The organism is Planctomycetota bacterium, assembly GCA_039819165.1.
Classification (GTDB): domain Bacteria; phylum Planctomycetota; class Phycisphaerae; order Phycisphaerales; family UBA1924; genus JAHCJI01.
In genome coordinates, this window is record JBCBSM010000001.1 from 1037919 (window position 1) to 1057876 (window position 19958).

Here is a 19958-nt window from a genome sequence, read left to right on the forward strand (position 1 = left end):
CCGGATGCCTCCTCCTCCGCGCCGGGCCTCCGTCGCCCGGCGGGGGGTCAATCCTCGACGGCGGCCTGCTCGTCCAGCCGGCGGAGCTCGGCCTGCCGGTGGTAGATCTCGCAGATCGCCTCGTCGAAGAGGTCGTCGTCCGCCTTGGTCGGATTGAAGTCCAGCCCGTTTCGCGCCGCCTCGCCCAGCTCGTCGGCGGTGAAGCTGAACTGCTCGACCATCATCCGCGCACGATCTCGGACCATGCCCCGCACCTTCGCCAGCCGGCGGCTCACCGTCGGCTCGCTGACGCCCAGCTGGGCGGCCACGTCCCGGCCGCTGAGCCCGTCGAGCACCCGCATCCGGTAGATCGAGAAGTCCATGAACTCGGCCTCGCGTTCCACGGCGCGGAGGGCGGCCTCGATCTTGGCGCGGAACACCGCCGCCTCGTAGGCCGCGTCGGCGCCCACCGTCGAGGGCACCGTCGCCCACCGTTCGTCGAGGGCAACGGCCTTCTTGCCCGAGCCCCGCTTCTGGGCCATCCGCCGATCGATCTCGTCGCCCAGCACGTGCTTGGCGATCGCCAGCAGCCACGTGCTGAAGCGGGCCCCCCGCGCCGGGTCGTACCGCTCGATCGAGTCGCTGAGCGCCGCGAGCGTCTCCTGGGACAGATCGCGGACGGTCTCGGCGCCGATGCGGCCCTTGCCCCAGCGGGTGAGTTGCAGGCGGACGACCGGGCCGAACGTCTCCCAGAGCTCGAACCAGGCGGCCTGGTCGTTGTCCCGCAGCCGCCCGATAAAGCTGGTCGTCACAGCGCTGAGCATCGTCGCTCCTCCCCTGGGCTCGGCCCGGATCGCCATCCGGGGTGCGGCCTGGGTTGCCTCCATTATGACGCCCCGAAGGCCCCGGCCGGTTCGGCCCGAGGCGTCGATCCTCGCCGGCTTCTTGGGAAGCGGGCCGCACGACTTGCCCCTGGTGTGAAATCCGGCGGGTCCGGCTCCCAATCACGGTGGCGTCAGGGCGTCGGGCCGCGTGGAAGGCCGACGCCGGCCGCCGGGACCAAGCCAACCCCCGGGGGAAAGCTAAGGAGGTCGTCACGATGCCAGTGATCAAGACTCTCGTTCGTGTAGGCGTGATCGGCACCCTGGTCGGCGGTGGTCTTCTCGCCGTGGCCGGCCCGGATCGAGTCGGCGCCGCGCTCAGCCAGGCCCGCGATCGCGTCAACGACGCCATCGACAGCAACATCGATGATCCGGTGAAGATGCGGGCCCAGCTCCGCAAGCTCGAGGCCCAGTACCCCGAGCGGATCGCCCGGGTCCAGCAGGATCTCAACAGCCTCGACCGCCAGGTCGTCGGCTACGAGCGCGAGCTGGCCGTCGCCAACCGCGTGGTCGAGCTCGCCCACGAGGACCTCGCGCAGATGCACGGCCTCTTCGACCAGGTCGAGACCGCGCAGGCCAGCGCCCGCCCGGGCACGATCGTCCGCGTCCGCTTCGGCGGCGAGAGCATGGACCTGGACACCGCGCAGGCCCGGGCCGTGCAGATCCAGAAGACCAAGGAGGCGTACGCGGTGCGTGCGCAGGACATCGCCCGGGACCTGGACCTGCTGGGCCGCCAGCGGGAGCGGCTCGTCGAGCTGCGGGACAAGCTGCACGCCGAGCGCGCCGACTTCGAGGCCCAGCTCTGGCAGCTCAACCAGCAGATCGATGCCATCGCCCGCAACGAGCGGATGATCGACATGATGGAAGCCCGCCAGAAGACGCTGGACGAGCTTGGACCCTTCGAGGCCAACAGCGCACAGCACGTCTTCGAGCGCATCGCCCAGACGCGGCACGAGCAGGAGCAGCGGCTCGAGCAGCTCGATCGCCGCCGCGAGCGGCTGAGCTACGAGGACCAGGCCAAGCTGAGCCTCGAGGGCTCCGCTCCGCGGCAGGTCATCGAGCTGGGTGCGCCGGTCCTCGAGCTGCCGCAGGTCGAGGTCGACCAGCAGCCCAAGGCCACCGGCCGGAAGGTCTTCTAGCGCCAGCTAGCGACAGGCGAACCCCGCGCGGCACCGCGCCGCGTGGCTCGCCGGCCCGACTCCCACCCAGGGGCTCCGGAGCGAATGCGCCGGGGCCCCTGTCTTTGATGAAGTTCGGCGTGCAAGCGGCCGATAGGCTCACGGATTCCTATAATCTCACGCCTGCCGCACGCCGGGGCCGATGGATCGCCCCATGCGGAGCATCCGTCGCAGCGCGATCGCGGCGGCCGGCCAGGAGGGCGACGCCCCGGTGCGGTATCTCGACCGGCTGACCAGCTTGTTCAGCGTGGACATGGGCATCGACCTGGGCACGTGCAACACCCTGGTTGCCGTCCGCGGGCAGGGCATCGTGCTCAACGAGCCCAGCGTGGTCGCCGTGCGCAAGGGCACCAACGAGGTGCTCAAGAACGGCCAGGCCGTCGGCTGGGTCGCCAAGGAGATGCTCGGCAAGACGCCCGGCTCGATCGCGGCGGTCCGTCCGCTCAAGGACGGCGTGATCAGCGACTTCCAGATCACCGAGGCCATGCTCGGCTACTTCATCCGCAAGGTAAACCAGCTGACCCGCAACTGGGGCTTCGTGGGGCCCCGCGTGGTCATCAGCGTGCCCAGCGGCATCACCGCGGTCGAGAAGCGGGCGGTGTTCGATTCTGCCGAGCACGCCGGCGCTCGCCGCACGTACCTGCTCGAAGAGCCCGTGGCGGCGGCCATCGGCGCGGGCCTGCCGGTCGCCGAGCCCACCGCGTCCATGATCGTTGACATCGGCGGCGGCACGACCGAGGTCGCCGTCATGTCGCTGGCCGACATCGCCGTCTGCGAGAGCGTCCGCATCGCGGGCGACGACATGGACGAGGCGATCATGAACCACATGCGCCGAACTTACAACCTCATGATCGGCGAGCAGACCGCCGAGCGGATCAAGATCGAGATCGGATCGGCCGCCGGCATGCAGGACGAGAGCACCGTGGAGGTGCGCGGCCGGGACATGATCAGCGGCCTGCCCCGCAAGGCGACCATCACCAGCGAGGAGATCCGCGAGGCGCTCAACGAGCCCATCGGCCAGATCATCGAGACCGTGACCCGCACGCTCGAGAAGATCGAGCCCGAGCTGGCCGCCGACCTCGTCGAGAACGGCATCATGCTCGCCGGCGGCGGCGCCCTGCTCCGCGGCCTTCCCGACGTGCTCCGAAAGGCCACCGGGCTCAATTGCCAGCTCGCGGAGGATCCGTTGACGTGCGTCGCCCGCGGAACGGCGATCTACCTCGAGCACATCGAGGAGTGGAAGGCCACGCTCGAGAACGACATCGACGTCTAGATTCGCACGCTCAGACCCCGGCGTCCGACGCTCTGCACCGGCGGGCGCACAGGCCGACGCCATGGCTGGACCACTCTCCAAGCGACCGAGCGCACGCACCCTGCTGCGGGTGACGCTCGTGCTGCTGGCGATCATGGCCGTCGCGCCCATGCGCTACACCCGATGGACGTCGGCCTTCTCCGACCTCGCGCTCACGGTGACGGCGCCCGTCAGCCACGCGATCAAGTGGGTCGCCGATCCGCTGACCAGGCCGCTCCGCCCCGGGGCCGATCCGGCGCTCGCCGAGCAGTACAAGCAGGAGCTGGACGCCAGCCGCAAGCGGGCGCTCGACCTCGAGGTCCGCGTCGAGGAACTGGAGGCCCTCGTGCTCGAGCTCCAGCGGGGGCTCGCGCTCACGCCCGACGTGGACATCCGCCAGGTCGCGGCCCCGGTCATCGGCCGGCTGAGCGACCCGGCCAGCATCGACCTGCAGGTGCGGGCCGGCAGCGGGCGGGGCGTGGTGCCCAACGCGGTGGCCGTGGTCGAGGGGTTGCAGCTGCTGGGCCGCGTCGAGCGGACCACCGCGGCGTGGTGCATCGTGCGGCCGATCACCAGCTCGGCCGCCGGGGGCATCGACGCCGTCGTGCTCACGGGGGAGGATCTGGCCAGTGGCGTGGCGTGCCGGCTCGAGCCCACGGGCGACGGCCTGCTCCGCGGACCGGCCACCTGGGTGTTCGAGCCCAGCCGCCAGGGCCCCGTCGAGCTCGCCGCGGGGCTGACCGTCCGCCTGCGGGACGACACCTGGCCCGGCAGCGCCCAGATGCTCGTGCTGGGCGAGGTCGTTGCGGTCGAGCCGGCGGCCGACGAGCCCACGAGGACCATCGTGACGGTGTCGCCGCTGGTGCCGCTGGAGCGGGTGAGCGAGGTCGTGCTCCGCGTGCCGCTCGACCCGACCGAGGACGAGACGGTCGGGGACGTGGAGGGCGGCCCGTGAACTGGATCGCCTTCGGCGTCGTTGGCTACGGGCTGCTGGGCATCGAGCGGGGCGCCCGCGATGCGCTGGCGATCGGTCCGGTGCAGCCCAGCTTCCTGCTGCCGCTGGCGGTGTACGTCGCGCTCAGTGCGCCACCGGTGCAGGCGCTCTGGGCCTGCCTCCTGATCGGGTTGGCGATCGACCTGACGGGCCCGTGGTCGGCGAGCGCCGGCGGCGTGCAGCCGCTCATCGGTGCGCACGCCCTGGGCTACGTGCTGCTCGCGCAGCTCGCCCTGATGGTCCGCGGCAAGCTGGTGCGCAACCACCTGGCGACCATGGCCGTCCTCGCCTTCATCGGGGGAATTGCGATCAATATCGTTGTCGTCGCGCTGCTCGCCCTGCAGCGGTTGTACGGCTCGGGTATCGCAACCGAACCGCTCGAGCGCCTCGTGGTCCAGCTCGGTGCATCGGCGTACACCGCGTTCCTGGCGGTCCCCATGGGCTTCGCGCTCGCCGCCATGGCGCCGCTCTTCGGCTTCCAGAGCACCGCGCCGCGGAGCTGGATGCGGCGGGCGTGACCCTGCGCTCTCCGATACCGTGGCTTCCAGACCCCGCCCGGAGACCCGACGCGTGGAACTGACGCTCTTCGACGACGGCAACGGCAAGCTGGCGCCCATCACCGATCTGCGGCCGGCCTTCGGCATCCGCATCGGCGCGTTCACCACGCTCGAGCGATGGACTCACGCGGGCCACGCCGTAGTCGGCCTGCGCGTCCCCAAGCGGGACGCGGCGCTCGCGACGTCGCGGCACGGCGACCTGGGCGTCAACGACGACGCCGCGGGTGCGGTCTTCGTGAACGGGCGGTGGCCATTGGGTGCCGAGCACGCGGAGGCCCTGGCCGGCCTCGCGGACGGCGAGGGCCTTGCGGCGGGCGACGATCTGCTAGCGGTCCGCGTGCCCGAGAGCGGGCGCTTCGTGGCCGATATCGCCGCCTGGCGCTGTGCACCACTGGACGCGCAGCTGCTCGATCGGCCGTGGCACGTGCGTTCGCTGCGGGATGCGTGCCTGGCGCACGATCTCCGCGCGCTCTCGCCGATGGGCGCCGCGACGGTGCACCCGAGCGCCCGCATCGCCCCCACCGCCGTGCTGGACGCCGGCGGCGGGCCGATCTACATCGCCGAGGGCGCCCGTGTGTCGCACCACGCCATCATCATCGGGCCGGCGTATGTCGGCCCGGGGTCGACGGTGCTCGAGCAGGCCCGCATCCGGCCGGGCACCGCGATCGGACCGGCGTGCAAGGTCGCCGGCGAGGTCGGGGGCACCATCTTCCAGGGCTTCGCCAACAAGGCGCACGACGGCTATCTCGGCGATTCGTTCGTCGGCGAGTGGGTGAACCTCGGCGCGGGCACGACCAACAGCAACCTTCTGAACACGTACGGCGAGATCGTCGTCGACCGCCAGCGCACGGGCGAGACCTTCCTCGGCTGCACGCTGGGCGACCACGTGAAGACCGCCATCTGCACCCGCATCATGACCGGCGCGATCGTGGGCACGGGCACCATGTGGGCCACCGGCCGCCCGATCGCGGGCCGCATCGAGGCCATGCGGTGGGCCACCGACGCGGGCGAGAAGCCCTACCGCATCGAGCGCTTCCTGGAGGTAGCCCGCGCGGCCATGGCCCGCCGCGATCGCGAGCCGAGCGAGGCCGAGATCGACCGGCTGCGGTCGCTCGCGGATCGAGGAGTGCCCTAATCTGGGCCCGATCCGCCGAGTGGACGCAACGGAACCGCAACGCCGGGCCATCCGCCGCACCTACGCTGGCAGCGGCCGCGGGAGGCGCGGGCCGACGCGCACCCAAGAGAGAGGAATCGAGCCATGCCTTCGATGCACCGCGTTGCCATCACGATGGGCGGTTTCGCCGCCCTCGCCGCCGCCGCACAGGCCCAGATCGCCTGGGACGAGTCGGTCTCGGGCGACATCTCGGGCGATCCCGACGCTCCCACCGCGATCACGCTGGGCCTGGGCAGCAACATCATCACGGGCCAGGTGTTCGCCTCGGACGACACGCGGGACTTCGTCACCTTCACCATCCCCGATGGCCAGGCACTGGGCGAGCTGCGGCTGCTCGAGTACTTCGACATCACCAGCGGCGATCCCGGCAACCGCGGCTTCCACGCGATCAACGCCGGCGCGACGAGCTTCATCCCCGGCCCCGATACGGCCGCCTTCTTCCTGGGCGGCGATCACCTCGACCCCGCGCCGGCCGGCACCGATCTGCTCCCGCTGCTGGCGGCGGCCCCGCTGGCGGGCACCGGCTTCGACACCCCGCTCGGCCCGGGCACCTACAGCTACGTCGTGCAGCAGACCGGCCCGGAGGTTACCGGCTACAGCATCGATCTGGTCGTGATCCCCGCGCCGGCGACGCTGGCGGGGCTCGGCGTCGCGGGGCTGCTGGTGGGCCGACGCCGCCGCTAGCGCACCGTGCGTCGCGGGTGGACCGTGCCCACCAGGCTCAGAGCCAGCGCGCCCATTTGAGCACGCCGATCTCGAGCGCGACGAACAGCAGGCCGACGCCGCACCAGAAGGCGAAGGCCCACGGCTGCGTCGTGAACGGCACGCCCGCGACGTTGATGCCCAGCACGCCCGTCAGGAAGCCCAGCGGCAGGAAGACCGCGCTGATGATCGCCAGACCATAGAGCCGGCGGTTCAGCCGCTCGGCGTCCTGCCCCGAGAGTTCCTGCCGGGCGGTCTCGGCGCGGACACCGTGCAGCTCGAGGTCCTCGGCGACGCGGGTGGCTCGATCCGCCAGTTCCTGGATGGCTCGGGCCGCGTCGGCGTCGATGAGCGACCTGGGCGCCGCGTTCAGCTCGGTGAGCGCGTCCCGCAGCGGCACGACGTACCGCCGCAGCACGAGCGTTCGGAGCCGCAGGTCCGTCGCCTCGCGACGGGTGGCCTGCTCGCCGTCGTCCATGACGCGCTCGAGCAGCTCGTCGACGGCCTCGCCGACATCGACAACGGTCGGCGCCATGCGATCCAGCAGCCGCTCGAGCAGCATGACCAGCAGCGCGCCGGCGTTGGGGACGGCTTCGTTGTCGGGCGGCAGCAGCGCCTTGGCGAGATCCTCGGCCGCACGGAGCCGGCGGAGCACCACCGTGGTCAGCCGGCCTGGTTCGAGCCACGCGCGGATCGACACCATGTCCTCGGGCCTGGCGCCCTCGGCCAGGTTCACGCCGCGGCCGATGAACAGCACGCCCTCGGGCCGCACCACGCACCTGGGGCGGGTCTTGACGATGAGCATCGCGTCGGCGACCTCGGGCGGCGTGGCGTCCTCGATCCACCGCTGCGCGGCCTTGCGGTTGTGGTCGAGGTGCAGCCAGACCCAGGGCTGGGGTCGCCACTGTTCGAGGAAGAGTTCGATGGGCTCACCGGGCATGCGGGCCACGCCCGCGGGCGACGCCGCCAGCAGCACGCCCGGCTCGCGGGCCATGGGCTCGAAGGTGATCACGCCTGCTCCAGCACGCGGGCGTCGATGCCCTCGCCGTCGCCGGCCTTGCGGACGATGTCGGCCAGCGGCCCGATCGACCGCACGTGCAGGTCGCGCTGCGGGAAGGCGATCTCGATGCCCAGCTGCTTGAAGCGCTCGGCGACGCGGGCGTGCAGCTCGGTGCGGGTGTCCAGGAAGTAGTCGAAGTGCTCGATGTACACCCGCAGCTCGAAGTTGAGCGTGCTATCGCCGAAGCCCATGAACAACGCCCGCACGCGGGGCTCGCGCATTACGTGCGGCTGGCTCTGGCCGATGTCCAGCAGCGTGCGGGTGACGATCCTGGGATCGGTGCCGTAGGCGACGCCCACCGGCACGTCGACGCGAACGCTGGGATCCGACAGCGTCCAGTTGATGAAGCGGTCGGTGATGAAGACCTTGTTCGGGATGACCAGCTCGCGGAGCTGCCAGTCCTGCACGGTGGTTGCCCGCATGCGGATCTTGGTCACCTTGCCGCTGGTCTGGTCGACGGTGACGGTGTCGCCGACGCGGACGGGCCGCTCGACGAGGATGATCAGCCCCGAGATGAAGTTGGCGAAGATCTCCTGGAGCCCGAAGGCGAGTCCGAAGGTCAGCGCGGCGGCGAGCCACTGCACCTGCGACCAGCCGATGCCTAGCGCCCCGAAGCCGATCAGGATGCCGATGATGCCCAGCATGTACCGCAGGATGGCCGAGATCGCGAACCGCGCGCCCGCGTCGAAGGGCAGCCGCTTGAGGACCGTGATCTCGAGCAGGCCCGGCAGGTTGCGGGCCAGGACCCAGGTCAGGATGATGACGATGAGTGCGCCGCCCACGTCGGCCAGCGTGATGACGCCGATGGGCTCGGACTCGCCCGAGCCACCCGCCGAACCGAGCCCGGGGAACAGCGTGGGCGAGGCGTCGGCGGCGGCCTGCTCCTCGCCGTCGGCCTGGTCGAGCAACTGGGCGACCTCCGCGCCGAGCAGCTCGGAGTTGGCCCGCTCGGGCACGAGATCCACGGTGGGCCAGATCTGCACCCGCTCGAACATCCGCAGCGCCGGCAGCTGCTCCACCCACAGGGCATACATGCCGATGACCACGCCCAGCACGACGAAGGCGGTCACTACCCGGCGGGTCTGGGCGTCGACGTCGGCGGCGTCGAGCTCCCGCTCGATGTCGGCCTCGGCGGGCCGCTCGCCCTCGCCCTCCTGCCCGCCCTCGCGCCGCTGGCGGGCCCGCTCGACGAGCAGCCGGCGCCGTTCGATGAACAGCCAGCGGAGCACCAGCGAGTGCACGACCGTGACGGAGACGACGAGCCACATCGTGAAGTGCAGCCGCTCGTCGAGCTCGACGGCGGTGTAGAAGTAGCCCAGCGCCGCCAGGGCCGCGAGCACCAGGGGCGTGACCGCGAGCACCGGGAACCATACCCAGCGCAGGCGGCTCGACAGGCTGCCCGGCTTGCGGACCAGGTGATTGCGAACGAAGGGCCGCCACGGCGCGAACACGCCGATGTAGAGCACCGACAGCCCGACCATCGCCAGGACGAACAGCACGCGGCCCAGCGCGTTGTTGAGGTCGGCATCGGGCTGCGCGTGCAGCGCCACGATCGCGACGGCCAGCGGCAGGCCCACGACCTCGCTCACCAGGATCCAGCGGCGGAACTGCAGGAGGCCGTCGCGGCGCCAGCGGAAGTGGGCGTCGGCCAGGCCGTCGGGCCGCGAGCCCTGGCGGACGAACTCGGCCACGAAGGCGAAGACCGCCGCCGCCTCGAAGCCATCGGCGAGCGCGCGGGCGAGCTCGTCCTCGGGCACCGCCAGCAGAACCCCCGCCAGCAGCAGCGTGAGCGCGGGCGGCAGCGCCATCAGCACCGTGACGGGGATGGCCCGCACCGTGAGCGCGAAGCTGTCCGTGCTGAAGCGTCGGACCCGGCCCGCCAGCGTGGAGAGCTCCCGCTTGGCCATCCGCTTGAGCACGAAGGCGATGGGCACCGCCAGCGTGAGCAGCACCGCCGGCACCGTCGGCCGCAGGTCCTGGGCGATGCCAAGCCACGCCGATCCGATGGGACGCGAGCGCCCATCGGGCCCGATGCCGCCGGTGAGCCAGGCGACGCCGTCGGTCAGATCGCGGGGCCTGGGCACGGGACTGCCCGGCACGCTCCGCGTCCACAGGATCCGCTCCTCGATGAAACTCCGCAGCTCCCGCGAGGTCTCGCGGAGTTGCACGAGCGAGACGAGCAGGTTGGTCGCCTCCTCGAGATACTCGCCGTACTCATCCCGCAGCGAGCCGAGCACCTCGACGTGCGACTGGACGATCTCCTGGACGCCCGCCTGGGCCTGCGGGCTCGCGTCGCGCGCCAGCCGCTGCACGGAGGCCTGCACGTCGCCGTATCGGTCGAGCCGCTCCTCGACGCCGATGAGCTCGAACTGGGCGTCGCCGATGCTCCGCTCCAGCCGGTCCAGATCGGCCTGTTCGACCCGCGGGATCTTGCCGAGCTCGGTTCGCAGCAGCAGGCTGACGGCGTCGGTCAGCCCGGTGGCGCGGACTCGGGCCGCGGTGTTGCGCGCCCGCACCTGCAGCTCCTGCAATTCGCGGGCGCGGTTGAGCGAGCGCTGCTGCACGCGGGCCAGCCTGGCCACGATGCCGTCGGGTCCGGTCCGCTTCTGCGTCAGGGCGCGGGTGTCCTCGAGCACCTCCTGGACACCCGGGATCTCGAGCGCCGGCCGCAGCCGATCCTGCTCCAGCTGCCGATCGGCCTCGCGGCGCTGGGCCTCGGCCTCCCGCGTGCGGAGCTGGCCCTCGAGCTTCTGGAGCTCCTCGACCAGGCGGCCTAGCAGCTCGGCCCGCCGCTGAGCGCTCGACCGCCGAAGCGGCAGCAGCTCCCGCCGGGCGGCGTAGCTCGCGGCCGTGGCCCGCAGCCGCTCCACTTCGGCGCGAGCGGCGGCCCGTTCGGCCCGCTTCTGCAGCCGCGTCGCCTCGATCAGCGGCTCGGAGCCGGTCAGCCCCGCGATCTCCAGTTCGAGCTGCTCGATGCGGGACTCGAGGTCGGCGATCCGCTGGGGCGCCTCGGCCTCGAAGGTCTGGCGGAGCGTGGCCTCGCCCTGCAGCCGGCCGACCTCGGCCTGCACCGCCTCGAGTTCGGTGGTGGCGGCCTCGAGCTGGCTGCGCACGCCCGCGACGGTCGGCTGGGGGTCGACGCCCAGGGGCAGCGGTTCGGGCGGCTTCGCTAGCGATTCGGCCAGCTCTCGCATGGCCTCCGGGGCCGCGTCGGCGGCGGCCCGCTGCTGGGCCCGCTCGGCCTCGGCTGCATCGGCCCGCTGCAGGGCCTCCAGGGCCGACCGCAGCACGCCGGTGACCCGCTCGATCTCCTCGGCCGACAGGGCGGTGTTGGCCTCGACTGCCGAGATGCGGCCGCGGATCTCGTCCGCCGCGGGCGCAGCGAGCGGATCGGCCTCCTGGGCGAACCCGAGGCTCAGCGGGAACAGCAGCAGGCACAGCAGCACGGCTCGTGGGGACGCCATCGGCCCGGATGCTACGCGAGGGAGCGCCGCCCATGCCGCTCAAGACGCCAGCGGTCCGCAGCACGTCGCGAGAACGCACCACCGGATGGCTCCGCTAGACTGGCCCGCGGGGCGATGCACCAAGGAGCGCACGATGCAGGCCAAGCCGCACGCCGAACACGCATGGCTCGAGCAACTCCTGGGCGAATGGACGTGCGAGAGCACCTGCCCGCCCGCCGCCGATGGGCAGCCCGAGGTTACCCGCGGAGCCGAGGTCGTCCGCTCGCTCGGCGGCCTGTGGGTTGTCTGCGAGGGCCGCGGCGACGTGCCGGGCGCCTCGGACGCCCGCTGGACCATGACCCTGGGCTACGACCCGCGGCGGAGCCGCTTCGTGGGCAGCTGGTTCGGCTCCATGCTCACCAACATGTTCGCGTACGAGGGCACGCTCGACGACGCCGAGCGTGTGCTGACCCTCGAGACGACCGGCCCGGATTTCGAGGACGCCTCCAAGCCCGACCGTCGCTACCGCGACGTCATCGAGGTGCGCAACGCCGACGAGCGGACGCTGACCTCGCAGATGCTCACCGACGCCGGCGAGTGGGCGGAGATGATGCGGGCGACCTACCGGCGCACGACCTAGCCATCGCACAATCCGCGGCCGTTGCATGCCCACCGTCGCGAGCGGGGTCGCTCCGGAGCGGCCCTACTCGCTCTAGCATCGCCCGCCATGAAGACGCTCTACCTGATCGATGGCTACGCCCAGTTCTTCCGGGCGTACCACGCCATCCGCACGCCCATGACCAGCCCGGTCACCAAGGAGCCCACCAACCTGACCTTCGGCTTCGTGGGCATGCTGCTCAAGCTGCTGCGGGGCAAGGACGGCGGCGCGGGCCGCGTCGGCGATCGTCCCGACTACGTCGCGGTCGCCATCGACGTCTCGGGCGATACCGAGACCTTCCGGTCGGAGATCTACCCCGAGTACAAGAAGAACCGCCCGCCGCCGCCCGAGGATCTGCCGCAGCAGGTCGAGCGGTGCCTCGAGATCCTGGGGGCGATCGGGGTCCCCGTGCTGGGCGCCGCGGGCTACGAGGCCGACGACGTCGTCGCCACGCTGGCCCGCACGCAGGCCGGCAGGGCCAACATCCGCACCGTCAGCAAGGACAAGGACCTCAAGCAGCTGCTGCACCCGGCGGGCGACGGCGATCGCGGCGCCTTCGAGCTCTACGACGTGCACAACGACGAGGTGATCACCGCCGACTCGCTGCGGGAGGAGTTCGACGTCACGCCCCAGCAGTGGCGGGACGTCCTCGCGCTCGCGGGCGATACCGTCGACAACGTGCCGGGCGTCGAGGGCGTGGGCCCCAAGACCGCCGCCAAGCTGATCGCCGAGTGGGGCTCGCTCGAGGAGCTGCTCGCCAACGCCGACAAGATCAAGGGCAAGCGGGGCGAGCGGATCCGCGCCGCGGGCGACCTGCTGGAGCAGAGCAAGACCCTCGTCACCCTCGTCGACGACGTCGAGGTCGACTTCGATCTCGACGCGGCCGCCTTCGATGCACTGCGGCCCGAGCAGCTCCAGCCCTTCCTCAAGGAGCTGGGCTTCAACCGCTACCAGGACGAACTCAAGAAGCTGCTGGGCGACGACCCCGAGGCGGTCGCCGACATCGAGGCCAAGCCGACCCCGGCGCCCGACACAACGAAATCCGACGCCGGCCAGGGCAGCCTGTTCGATCGCCCGATCGACGACGATGCCGCGCAGGACGGCAGCTACACCATCGTCCGCACCAAGAGGCAGCTCGCCGCCGTCCGCAAGGCCATGAAGGCCGCCGACATGATCGCCGTGGACACCGAGACCACGTCGCTCCGCGCCATGGAGGCCGACCTGTGCGGCCTGAGCGTCGCGGTCGAGGAGGGGGCCGCCTGGTACGTGCCCGTCCGCTCGCCCGAGCCCAAGGAGCATCTCGACGAGGGCACGGTGCTCGATGCGCTCCGCCCGATCCTGGAGGACGCCGATAGGCCCAAGACCGGGCACAACCTGAAGTACGACGTGCTGGTGCTCCGCCGCGCGGGGGTGGAACTCGCGGGCGTCGCCTCCGACACGATGATTGCCAGCTACCTCATCGATGCGTCGCGGTCGTCGCACTCGATGGACGCCCTCTCGCTCGCGCTGCTGGGCCGCGAGAACATCTCGATCAAGACGCTCATCGGGACCGGCAAGAAGCAGAAGCGCTTCGACGAGGTGCCCCTCGAGCAGGCCGGCGAGTACGCCGCCGAGGACGCCGACGTGTCGCTGCGGCTGCACGCCGCGATGGCGCCCGAGCTGGACCGCATGGGCCTGCGCGCCCTGTACGACGACGTCGAGATCCCGCTGCTGTCCGTGCTCGCCGAGCTGGAGTGGAACGGCATCCGCGTCGATCCGAGCGAACTCGAAACGCAAGAGCAACGCCTGCAGGGCCGCATCGATGAACTCAAGGGGCAGCTCCAGGACGAGGCCATGGCCGCCTGCGGCCGCACCTTCGAGCCCGACTCGCCCAAGCAGCTGGCCGGCGTCCTGTTCAACAAGCCCGACGCGGCCGACCCGGGCCTGGGCATCAAGCCGCTCAAGCGGGGCAAGACAGGTCCCTCGACCGACGCCGAGGTGCTCGAGAAGCTGGCCCAGGACGCGAGCATCGAGTCGCCCATCCCGCAGCTCATCCTCGAGTACCGCCAGCTCAGCAAGCTCGTCAATACGTACCTCGTCAGCCTGCGCGAGGAGATCAACGCCGAGACGGACCGCATCCACGCGAGCTTCAACCAGACCGTGGCCGCGACCGGACGGCTGTCGTCGAGCGATCCCAACCTCCAGAACATCCCCATCCGCACCGACGTGGGCCGCGAGATCCGCCGGGCGTTCGTCGCGCCCGAGGGTCGCGTGCTCATCAGCGCGGACTACTCGCAGATCGAGCTGCGGATCCTGGCGCACCTGTCCGGGGACCCGGCGCTCGTCGAGGCCTTCGAGGAGGGCCGCGACATCCACGCCGCCGTCGCCTCGCAGATCCACGGCGTGCCGCTGGGCGAGGTGACCAAGGAGCAGCGCAATGGCGCAAAAATGGTCAACTTCGGCATCGTGTACGGCATCACCGCCTTCGGGCTCGCGCGCCGGCTGGGCATCGGCAACACCGAAGCGGGCGAGATAATCGACGGCTACAAGAAGCGATTCGCCGGCATCACGACCTTTCTCGAGGAGTGCGTCGCCCAGGCGAAGGACCAGGGCTACGTCGAGACGATGCTCAAGCGGCGGCGGCCGATCCCGGACATCGAGGCCAGGAACCCCGCGCGGCGCTCGCTGGCCGAGCGGATGGCGATCAACTCGGTCGTCCAGGGCAGCGCCGCCGACCTCATCAAGCTGGCGATGGTCGACCTGCACCGCCGGCTGAGCCCGCACGCCGACGCGCTCCGCGGCGGCAGGCCACCCGAGATCGACGGCGTGCGGATGCTCCTACAAATCCACGACGAGTTGGTGTTCGAGGCCGACGAAGCGGACGCCGAACCCGCTCGCGACCTGATCGTCGACCGCATGCAGAGCGCCATGAACCTGCGCGTGCCGCTGGTGGTCGACGCGAGCATCGCGGGCAACTGGTACGAGGGGAAGTAGATGCCGCGGATGACCAACCTCGCCAACGCTGTCGCTGCCGTGGTCTCTACTCTGGCGGCGTGCTGCGCGGCGGCATTCGCGGGCCCGGACCACATCTACTACAACGCCAACGCCTACACCATGGACGCCGACCGCCCGCGTGCGTCGGCGATCGCGATCGAGGACGGCCGCTTCATCGCCGTCGGGTCGGACGCCGAGGTGCTGCCACTGGCCGACGCCGGCACCGAGCTGCACGACCTGGGCGGCCGGACCGTGCTGCCCGGGCTCATCGACGCCCACGCCCACCTCGCGGGGCTGGGCCAGCTCGAGACCGGCGTGGTCGACCTTGCCGGCACGACCAGCTACGCCGAGGTCATCGAGCGCGTCCGCGCCCGCGCCGCAACGACGCCCGATGGTGCGTGGATCATCGGCCGCGGCTGGGACCACGAGAGCTGGCCGGTCCGCGACGGCCGCCGAGAGCTGCCCCGCCACGGCGAGTTGTCGGCCGCCGCGCCCGACCATCCCGTGTGGCTGTCCCGCGTCGACGGGCACGCAGCGCTGGCCAACAGCGCCGCCATGGACGCCGCGGGCATCACCGCCGACACCAGCAGCCCCGAGGGCGGCGAGATCATCCGCGATGAGGGCGGCCTGCCCACGGGCGTCTTCGTCGACAACGCCGAGTCGCTCGTGCAGCGGGCGATCCCCGCGTCGGCCCTGCCCTCGCCGCGCGAGACCATCCTCGCGGCGCAGCGGATGTGCTTCGCCGTCGGCCTCACGGGCGTGCACGACATGGGCGTGCACCCAAGGACCATCGAGCTCTACCGGGACATGGCCGACGCAGGCGAGCTCCGCCTCCGGATCTATGCGCTCGTGTCGGGGCCGTACGCGATACGCCACTTCGAGCAGAACGACCCACTCATCGGCGACGTCGTGACGGCGCGGGGCACCAAGCTGTACGTCGACGGCGCGATGGGCTCCCGCGGGGCATGGCTGCTCGAGCCCTACGCCGACAGGCCGACCGGCCCCGATGGCGAGCCGTACGCCGGGCTGGCCGTCAGCGATCCCTCGCTCATCGAATCTGTCGCGGCCCACGCATTGGAGCGTGGCTACCAGGTGTGCACGCATGCCATCGGCGACCGCGCCAACCGCGAGGTGCTCGACGCCTACGAGCGTGCAGCGGCCTCCGAGGATGCCGATCTGCCCACGGCCCGCTTCCGCATCGAGCACGCCCAACTGCTGCACCCGAGCGACATCGACCGCTTCGCGGCGATGGGCGTCATCGCGTCCATGCAGCCCACCCACTGCACCAGCGACATGCGGTGGATCGACGCCCGCGTCGGCTCCGAGCGGGCCCGCGGCGCCTACGCGTGGGCCAGCCTGCTGCGCACCGGCGCGGTCATCGCCGGCGGCAGCGACTTCCCCGTCGAGAGCCACAACCCGTTCCTTGGGCTCTATGCGGCCGTCACCCGGCAGAACCTCGCGGGCTCGCCCGACGGTGGCTGGCTGCCCGGCGAGCGGATGACCCGCGAGGAGGCGCTCCGTTCCATGACGCTGCACGCCGCCCGCGCCGAGTTCGCCGAGGACCGCAGGGGCTCGATTGCGCCCGGCAAGCTCGCCGACATGATCGTGATTGACACCGACGTGATGACCTGCGAGCCGCGAGGCATCGCGGATGCCCGGGTGCTGCGCACGATCGTCGGCGGCGAGGTCGTCTTCGAGACCGCGCCATGACGGCGCCCGAGCCATGGTCGCAGCCCGAGCGCTGGCCGCTGCCCATCGAGACCGAGCGGCTCGTGCTTCGGGCGCCGACGCACGACGATGCCCCGGCGATGTTCGCCGCGATCGAGGCCAGCCGCCCCAGCCTGCACCCCTGGCTGCCCTGGCCCAAGACCGAGAACCACAGCCTCGCGCAGACGCACTACACCATCGAGACGTTCGCCCGCCAGCGCGCCGAGAGCCCGACGCCGCACCTGCACCTGGCCATCTTCGACCGGGCGAGCGGCGCATACCTGGGCGGCACCGGGCTTCACACCTTCCGCCCCGACGCCCACCAAGCCGAGACCGGCTACTGGATCGCCCAGGAGCACCGCCAGCGCAGCATCTGCACCGAGGCCGTCATCGGGCTGACGCGGGCGTGCTTCTGCGCGCAGGCCGAAGGCGGTTTCGGACTGCGGCGAATCGAGATCTGCTGCTCGGCGCACAACGCGGCGTCGGCAAGGGTCGCGGACCGGGCGGGCTACGCGGCCGAGGGACGGCTGCTGGCGCATCGCTGGGTCGATGGATACGGCTGGAGCGACACGCTGATCTTCGCGGCGCTCGCCGGCACCTGGAGCACGCCATGACCACCGCGGCGCCCCAGGCGTGGACCACGCGGCGATTGCTTGCGTGGATCGGCGGCAAGCTCCGCGAGCGTGACATCGACGACGCCAGGCTCTGCGCCGAAATGCTCGTAGCCCACGTCCTCGGATGCGAGCGGCTCCGGCTGTACATGGAGGCCGACAGGCCCGCATCGGCCGACGAGCTGGCGATGCTCCGCGAGCTGGTGCGGCGGGCGCTGTCGCACGAGCCCGTGCAGTACCTCGTGGGCGAGGCCTCGTTCTACGGCATCTCGTTGCTCGTTGATCGCCGGGTGCTGATCCCCAGGCCCGAGACGCAGACGCTCGTCGACGAGGTCGTCGCGGCCATCAAACCGATCGCCGCGCCGCGCGTGGCCGACGTGTGCACGGGCACCGGGTGCGTGGCGATCGCGGTGGCGAAGCAGGCGCCGCACGCAGTCGTCAATGCGGGCGACATCGACGACGACGCGCTCGCGGTCGCGGGCGACAATCTGGAGCGCACGGGCGTGGCCGACCGCGTGTCGCTGCACGCGGGAGACCTGCTCGGGGCCCTGCCGGAGGACTCGACCTACCACGCCATCGCAGCCAATCCGCCCTACATCCCCGACGATGAATGGGCCGGTGTCGCCGCCAACGTCCGCGACTTCGAGCCCGAGCACGCGCTGCGAGGCGGCGTAGACGGCATGGATCTGGTCCGGCGGCTGATTGACGACGCGCCGCAGCGGCTCGAGCCCGGCGGGGTGCTTGCGATCGAGGTGGCCTCGACGCGGGCGGCACTCGCGCTGGAGATCGCCGAGGCGAGCGGCCGGTATGCAGAAGCGCGGATGGTTCGCGATTTTGCGGGCCGGCCCCGGGTGCTCGTGGCGCGGCTTGGCTAGGCCGCCGATGGGATCGGGGGGGGGCGCTAGCCGGACGTGTGAACGCCGTCCGACTCGCTCGCGGCGTCCTCGGTCCGCAGCACCGAGCGGATCTCCTCGAGCAGCCGCTCGACCTGGAAGGGCTTGAACAGCACGCAGCTGAGGCCCTCCTGGGAGGCGCGGACGATGCTGTGGCTCGGGTCGTAGCCGAAGCCCGTCATCAGGATGACCGGCACGTCGGGCAGGGCGCGGCGGGCGGCCGAGAACAGCTCGTAGCCGTTGCGGTCGGGCATCTGGATGTCGCTGATGACCAGCTGGAAGGGTCGGCCGCCGTCGGCCGACGCCTGGACCGCTTCGATCGCCTCCGCCCCGCTCTCGCACACGCACACGTCGGCACCACGGTTGCGGAGCACGTCGGCGATGACGCGGCGGACGGCTCGCTCGTCGTCGGCCACCAGCACGCGGGCGCCCTCGATCAGCGGCTCGCGCTCCTCGGAGGCCATCGCCCGCTCGACGCCCAGCAGGGCGCGCGGCCCCTCGGCCACGCGGCGGACGCGATCGCGGATGGACTCGACATCGGTGCCGATCCGCTTCAACCGCGACGCCAGGTCGGGATCGTTGCCGACCTTCTCGCGGAGCTGCTCGACGATGCTGGCGATGTCGTCCAGTGGCTCGCGGAGTTCGCCCTGCACGCGGCCCGACACCGTGGCGTTGGTCTCGCACCGCTCGACGACGAGCAGGTCCAGCACCCGCAGCGCCAGGGCGAGGTGGCGGGCGAAGTGCTCGGCGAAGCGGCGGTCTTCCTCGTCGAAGGCGCCCGGCTTGAACGACTCGACGTCGAGCACGCCGATGACCCGGTCGTGCAGCCGCAGCGGCACCACCATCGCGCTGCGGGCACCCTGCAGGCACGGCAGGAATCGGGCGTCGCCCATCGCGTCGTTGCAGATCTCAGACACGCCCGTGGAGGCCACGAAGCCCGCGATGCCGTTGCCCTGCCGCGAGGGATACAGATCGAGCTCGGCGGCCTCGGGGCTGAGGCCCTCGGAGATCACCAGTTCCAGCTTGCCGGTCTTGTCGTTGATCAGCCGGATGGCGAAGTGGTCGAAGTTGAGCAGCTTGTGGGCCGTCTCGATGATGCGGCTCTCGAGCACGCTCAGCCGCTCCATGGCGTTCTTGGAGCGGACGAATTCCGGATCGATGGACACGAGGTCCCGGCCGGCCTGCTCGATGGCGGTCATGCGGCGGTCCAGCCGGCGGGCCTCGGACACATCGCGGATGACCGCGACCAGCCGGGAGTCGGCTACGCCTCCGCCCTCGCCCTGTGCGAGCGAGACGATCACGTCGTACCAGGCGTTCGCGTCCTCGTCGCCGACCTCGACGCACCGCGCGACGAGCTTGCCGCGCTGCTCGCGCTGGGCGACCAGCCAGTCGATGCTGTGGCGCGCGGCCGCCCGGATGCGCTGCCCCACCGACGGGTCCAGCGTGCGGAAGAAGGCGTTGGCCCAGATGATGGTGCCGTCGGTCCGCATCAGGCACACGCCCTCATTGACGGCATCGAGCAGCGCGTAGGCCCGGTCGAGCTCGCTGAATTCCGGCGCGGCCGCCCCGGCGCTGAGCACCCGGGCGCCCGGATGCTCGGCGAGCCGCTGGGCGAGTTCGTCCGGGGTGCAGAAGACCACGTCCGCGTCGTCGCGGATCGGAAGCTCGGAAGCCGCCTCGGCCGTCGAGCCGACAATGATGATCGTGTTGGAACGCTCGACCATCGCCACACCGCCTGCGGGCTGGCCGATCGCCGGATCGGGCGATCGGTTCGGCGAGTCCTTCGCCCCAGCCCCCGAATCTACGCCGTATATACCAATCGGCTCCCGGCCAGACATTGTTTCATCCGATCCTAAT

The 19958-nt window shown here is 71.3% G+C and carries 15 protein-coding genes; 11 read left to right on the top strand and 4 right to left on the bottom strand.

Features of this window, described 5'->3' with window-relative positions; all coding sequences use genetic code 11:
• Positions 1-47: 47 nt before the first annotated feature.
• Complete coding sequence (locus tag AAFX79_04580) at positions 48-803, bottom strand: sigma-70 family RNA polymerase sigma factor (protein ID MEO1007817.1); 756 nt, start codon at positions 801-803, stop codon at positions 48-50.
• A 275-nt stretch (positions 804-1078) separates the two neighbouring features.
• Between AAFX79_04580 and AAFX79_04585 the strand changes: the two genes are divergently transcribed.
• From AAFX79_04585 to AAFX79_04610, 6 genes are all read left to right on the top strand, one after another.
• Positions 1079-1999 carry a hypothetical protein gene (locus AAFX79_04585; protein ID MEO1007818.1) on the top strand — a complete coding sequence of 307 codons (921 nt, stop codon included), beginning with the start codon at positions 1079-1081 and terminating at the stop codon, positions 1997-1999.
• A 193-nt stretch (positions 2000-2192) separates the two neighbouring features.
• Positions 2193-3311, top strand: a complete 1119-nt coding sequence (locus tag AAFX79_04590) for a rod shape-determining protein (protein MEO1007819.1) — start codon at positions 2193-2195, stop codon at positions 3309-3311.
• A gap of 61 nt (positions 3312-3372) precedes the next feature.
• Positions 3373-4284: a hypothetical protein gene (locus tag AAFX79_04595; GenBank protein ID MEO1007820.1), complete on the top strand. Its 912-nt coding sequence runs from the start codon at positions 3373-3375 to the stop codon at positions 4282-4284.
• Positions 4281-4841, top strand: coding sequence for a hypothetical protein (locus tag AAFX79_04600; GenBank protein ID MEO1007821.1), 561 nt, complete (start codon positions 4281-4283; stop codon positions 4839-4841). Before AAFX79_04595 ends, AAFX79_04600 begins: the two co-directional genes overlap by 4 nt.
• A 52-nt stretch (positions 4842-4893) precedes the next feature.
• The gene (locus AAFX79_04605) at positions 4894-6015 is read left to right on the top strand and encodes a putative sugar nucleotidyl transferase (protein MEO1007822.1); all 1122 of its coding nucleotides are present in this window, start codon (positions 4894-4896) and stop codon (positions 6013-6015) included.
• A gap of 123 nt (positions 6016-6138) precedes the next feature.
• Positions 6139-6738, top strand: coding sequence for a PEP-CTERM sorting domain-containing protein (locus AAFX79_04610; protein MEO1007823.1), 600 nt, complete (start codon positions 6139-6141; stop codon positions 6736-6738).
• 37 nt (positions 6739-6775) lie between these two features.
• Here the strand turns inward: AAFX79_04610 and AAFX79_04615 are convergent, their stop codons facing one another.
• Both AAFX79_04615 and AAFX79_04620 read right to left on the bottom strand, forming a co-directional pair.
• Positions 6776-7768, bottom strand: coding sequence for a CorA family divalent cation transporter (locus AAFX79_04615; GenBank protein MEO1007824.1), 993 nt, complete (start codon positions 7766-7768; stop codon positions 6776-6778).
• A complete protein-coding gene (locus AAFX79_04620; protein MEO1007825.1) occupies positions 7765-11280 on the bottom strand; it encodes a mechanosensitive ion channel domain-containing protein in 3516 nt (1171 codons plus the stop codon). Before AAFX79_04620 ends, AAFX79_04615 begins: the two co-directional genes overlap by 4 nt.
• A gap of 133 nt (positions 11281-11413) precedes the next feature.
• Between AAFX79_04620 and AAFX79_04625 the strand changes: the two genes are divergently transcribed.
• From AAFX79_04625 to prmC, 5 genes are all read left to right on the top strand, one after another.
• Entirely contained in the window at positions 11414-11899 is a 486-nt protein-coding gene (locus AAFX79_04625; protein ID MEO1007826.1) for a DUF1579 domain-containing protein, read from the top strand.
• A gap of 87 nt (positions 11900-11986) precedes the next feature.
• Complete coding sequence (gene polA, locus AAFX79_04630) at positions 11987-14890, top strand: DNA polymerase I (protein MEO1007827.1); 2904 nt, start codon at positions 11987-11989, stop codon at positions 14888-14890.
• On the top strand, positions 14891-16600 hold the full coding sequence (locus tag AAFX79_04635; GenBank protein ID MEO1007828.1) for an amidohydrolase: 1710 nt from the start codon (positions 14891-14893) through the stop codon (positions 16598-16600).
• Complete coding sequence (locus AAFX79_04640; protein MEO1007829.1) at positions 16597-17211, top strand: GNAT family protein; 615 nt, start codon at positions 16597-16599, stop codon at positions 17209-17211. The genes AAFX79_04635 and AAFX79_04640 overlap by 4 nt, the downstream gene beginning before the upstream one ends.
• Positions 17208-18083 (top strand): peptide chain release factor N(5)-glutamine methyltransferase, encoded by an 876-nt coding sequence (gene prmC / locus AAFX79_04645; protein MEO1007830.1) that lies wholly within the window; start codon positions 17208-17210, stop codon positions 18081-18083. The genes AAFX79_04640 and prmC overlap by 4 nt, the downstream gene beginning before the upstream one ends.
• Before the next feature lie 26 nt (positions 18084-18109).
• Here prmC and AAFX79_04650 read toward each other — a convergent pair whose 3' ends face one another.
• Positions 18110-19825: a response regulator gene (locus AAFX79_04650; protein MEO1007831.1), complete on the bottom strand. Its 1716-nt coding sequence runs from the start codon at positions 19823-19825 to the stop codon at positions 18110-18112.
• Positions 19826-19958 lie beyond the last annotated feature (133 nt).

Excerpts from the sequence above, each read along its gene's own strand:
- AAFX79_04610 (MEO1007823.1), top strand. The coding sequence starts at position 6,139 with ATGCCTTCGATGCACCGCGTTGCCATCACGATGGGCGGTTTCGCCGCC.
- AAFX79_04580 (MEO1007817.1), bottom strand. The coding sequence starts at position 803 with ATGCTCAGCGCTGTGACGACCAGCTTTATCGGGCGGCTGCGGGACAAC.
- AAFX79_04590 (MEO1007819.1), top strand. The coding sequence starts at position 2,193 with ATGCGGAGCATCCGTCGCAGCGCGATCGCGGCGGCCGGCCAGGAGGGC.
- polA (MEO1007827.1), top strand. The coding sequence starts at position 11,987 with ATGAAGACGCTCTACCTGATCGATGGCTACGCCCAGTTCTTCCGGGCG.
- AAFX79_04635 (MEO1007828.1), top strand. The coding sequence starts at position 14,891 with ATGCCGCGGATGACCAACCTCGCCAACGCTGTCGCTGCCGTGGTCTCT.
- AAFX79_04620 (MEO1007825.1), bottom strand. The coding sequence starts at position 11,280 with ATGGCGTCCCCACGAGCCGTGCTGCTGTGCCTGCTGCTGTTCCCGCTG.
- AAFX79_04650 (MEO1007831.1), bottom strand. The coding sequence starts at position 19,825 with ATGGTCGAGCGTTCCAACACGATCATCATTGTCGGCTCGACGGCCGAG.
- prmC (MEO1007830.1), top strand. The coding sequence starts at position 17,208 with ATGACCACCGCGGCGCCCCAGGCGTGGACCACGCGGCGATTGCTTGCG.
- AAFX79_04625 (MEO1007826.1), top strand. The coding sequence starts at position 11,414 with ATGCAGGCCAAGCCGCACGCCGAACACGCATGGCTCGAGCAACTCCTG.
- AAFX79_04640 (MEO1007829.1), top strand. The coding sequence starts at position 16,597 with ATGACGGCGCCCGAGCCATGGTCGCAGCCCGAGCGCTGGCCGCTGCCC.
- AAFX79_04585 (MEO1007818.1), top strand. The coding sequence starts at position 1,079 with ATGCCAGTGATCAAGACTCTCGTTCGTGTAGGCGTGATCGGCACCCTG.
- AAFX79_04595 (MEO1007820.1), top strand. The coding sequence starts at position 3,373 with ATGGCTGGACCACTCTCCAAGCGACCGAGCGCACGCACCCTGCTGCGG.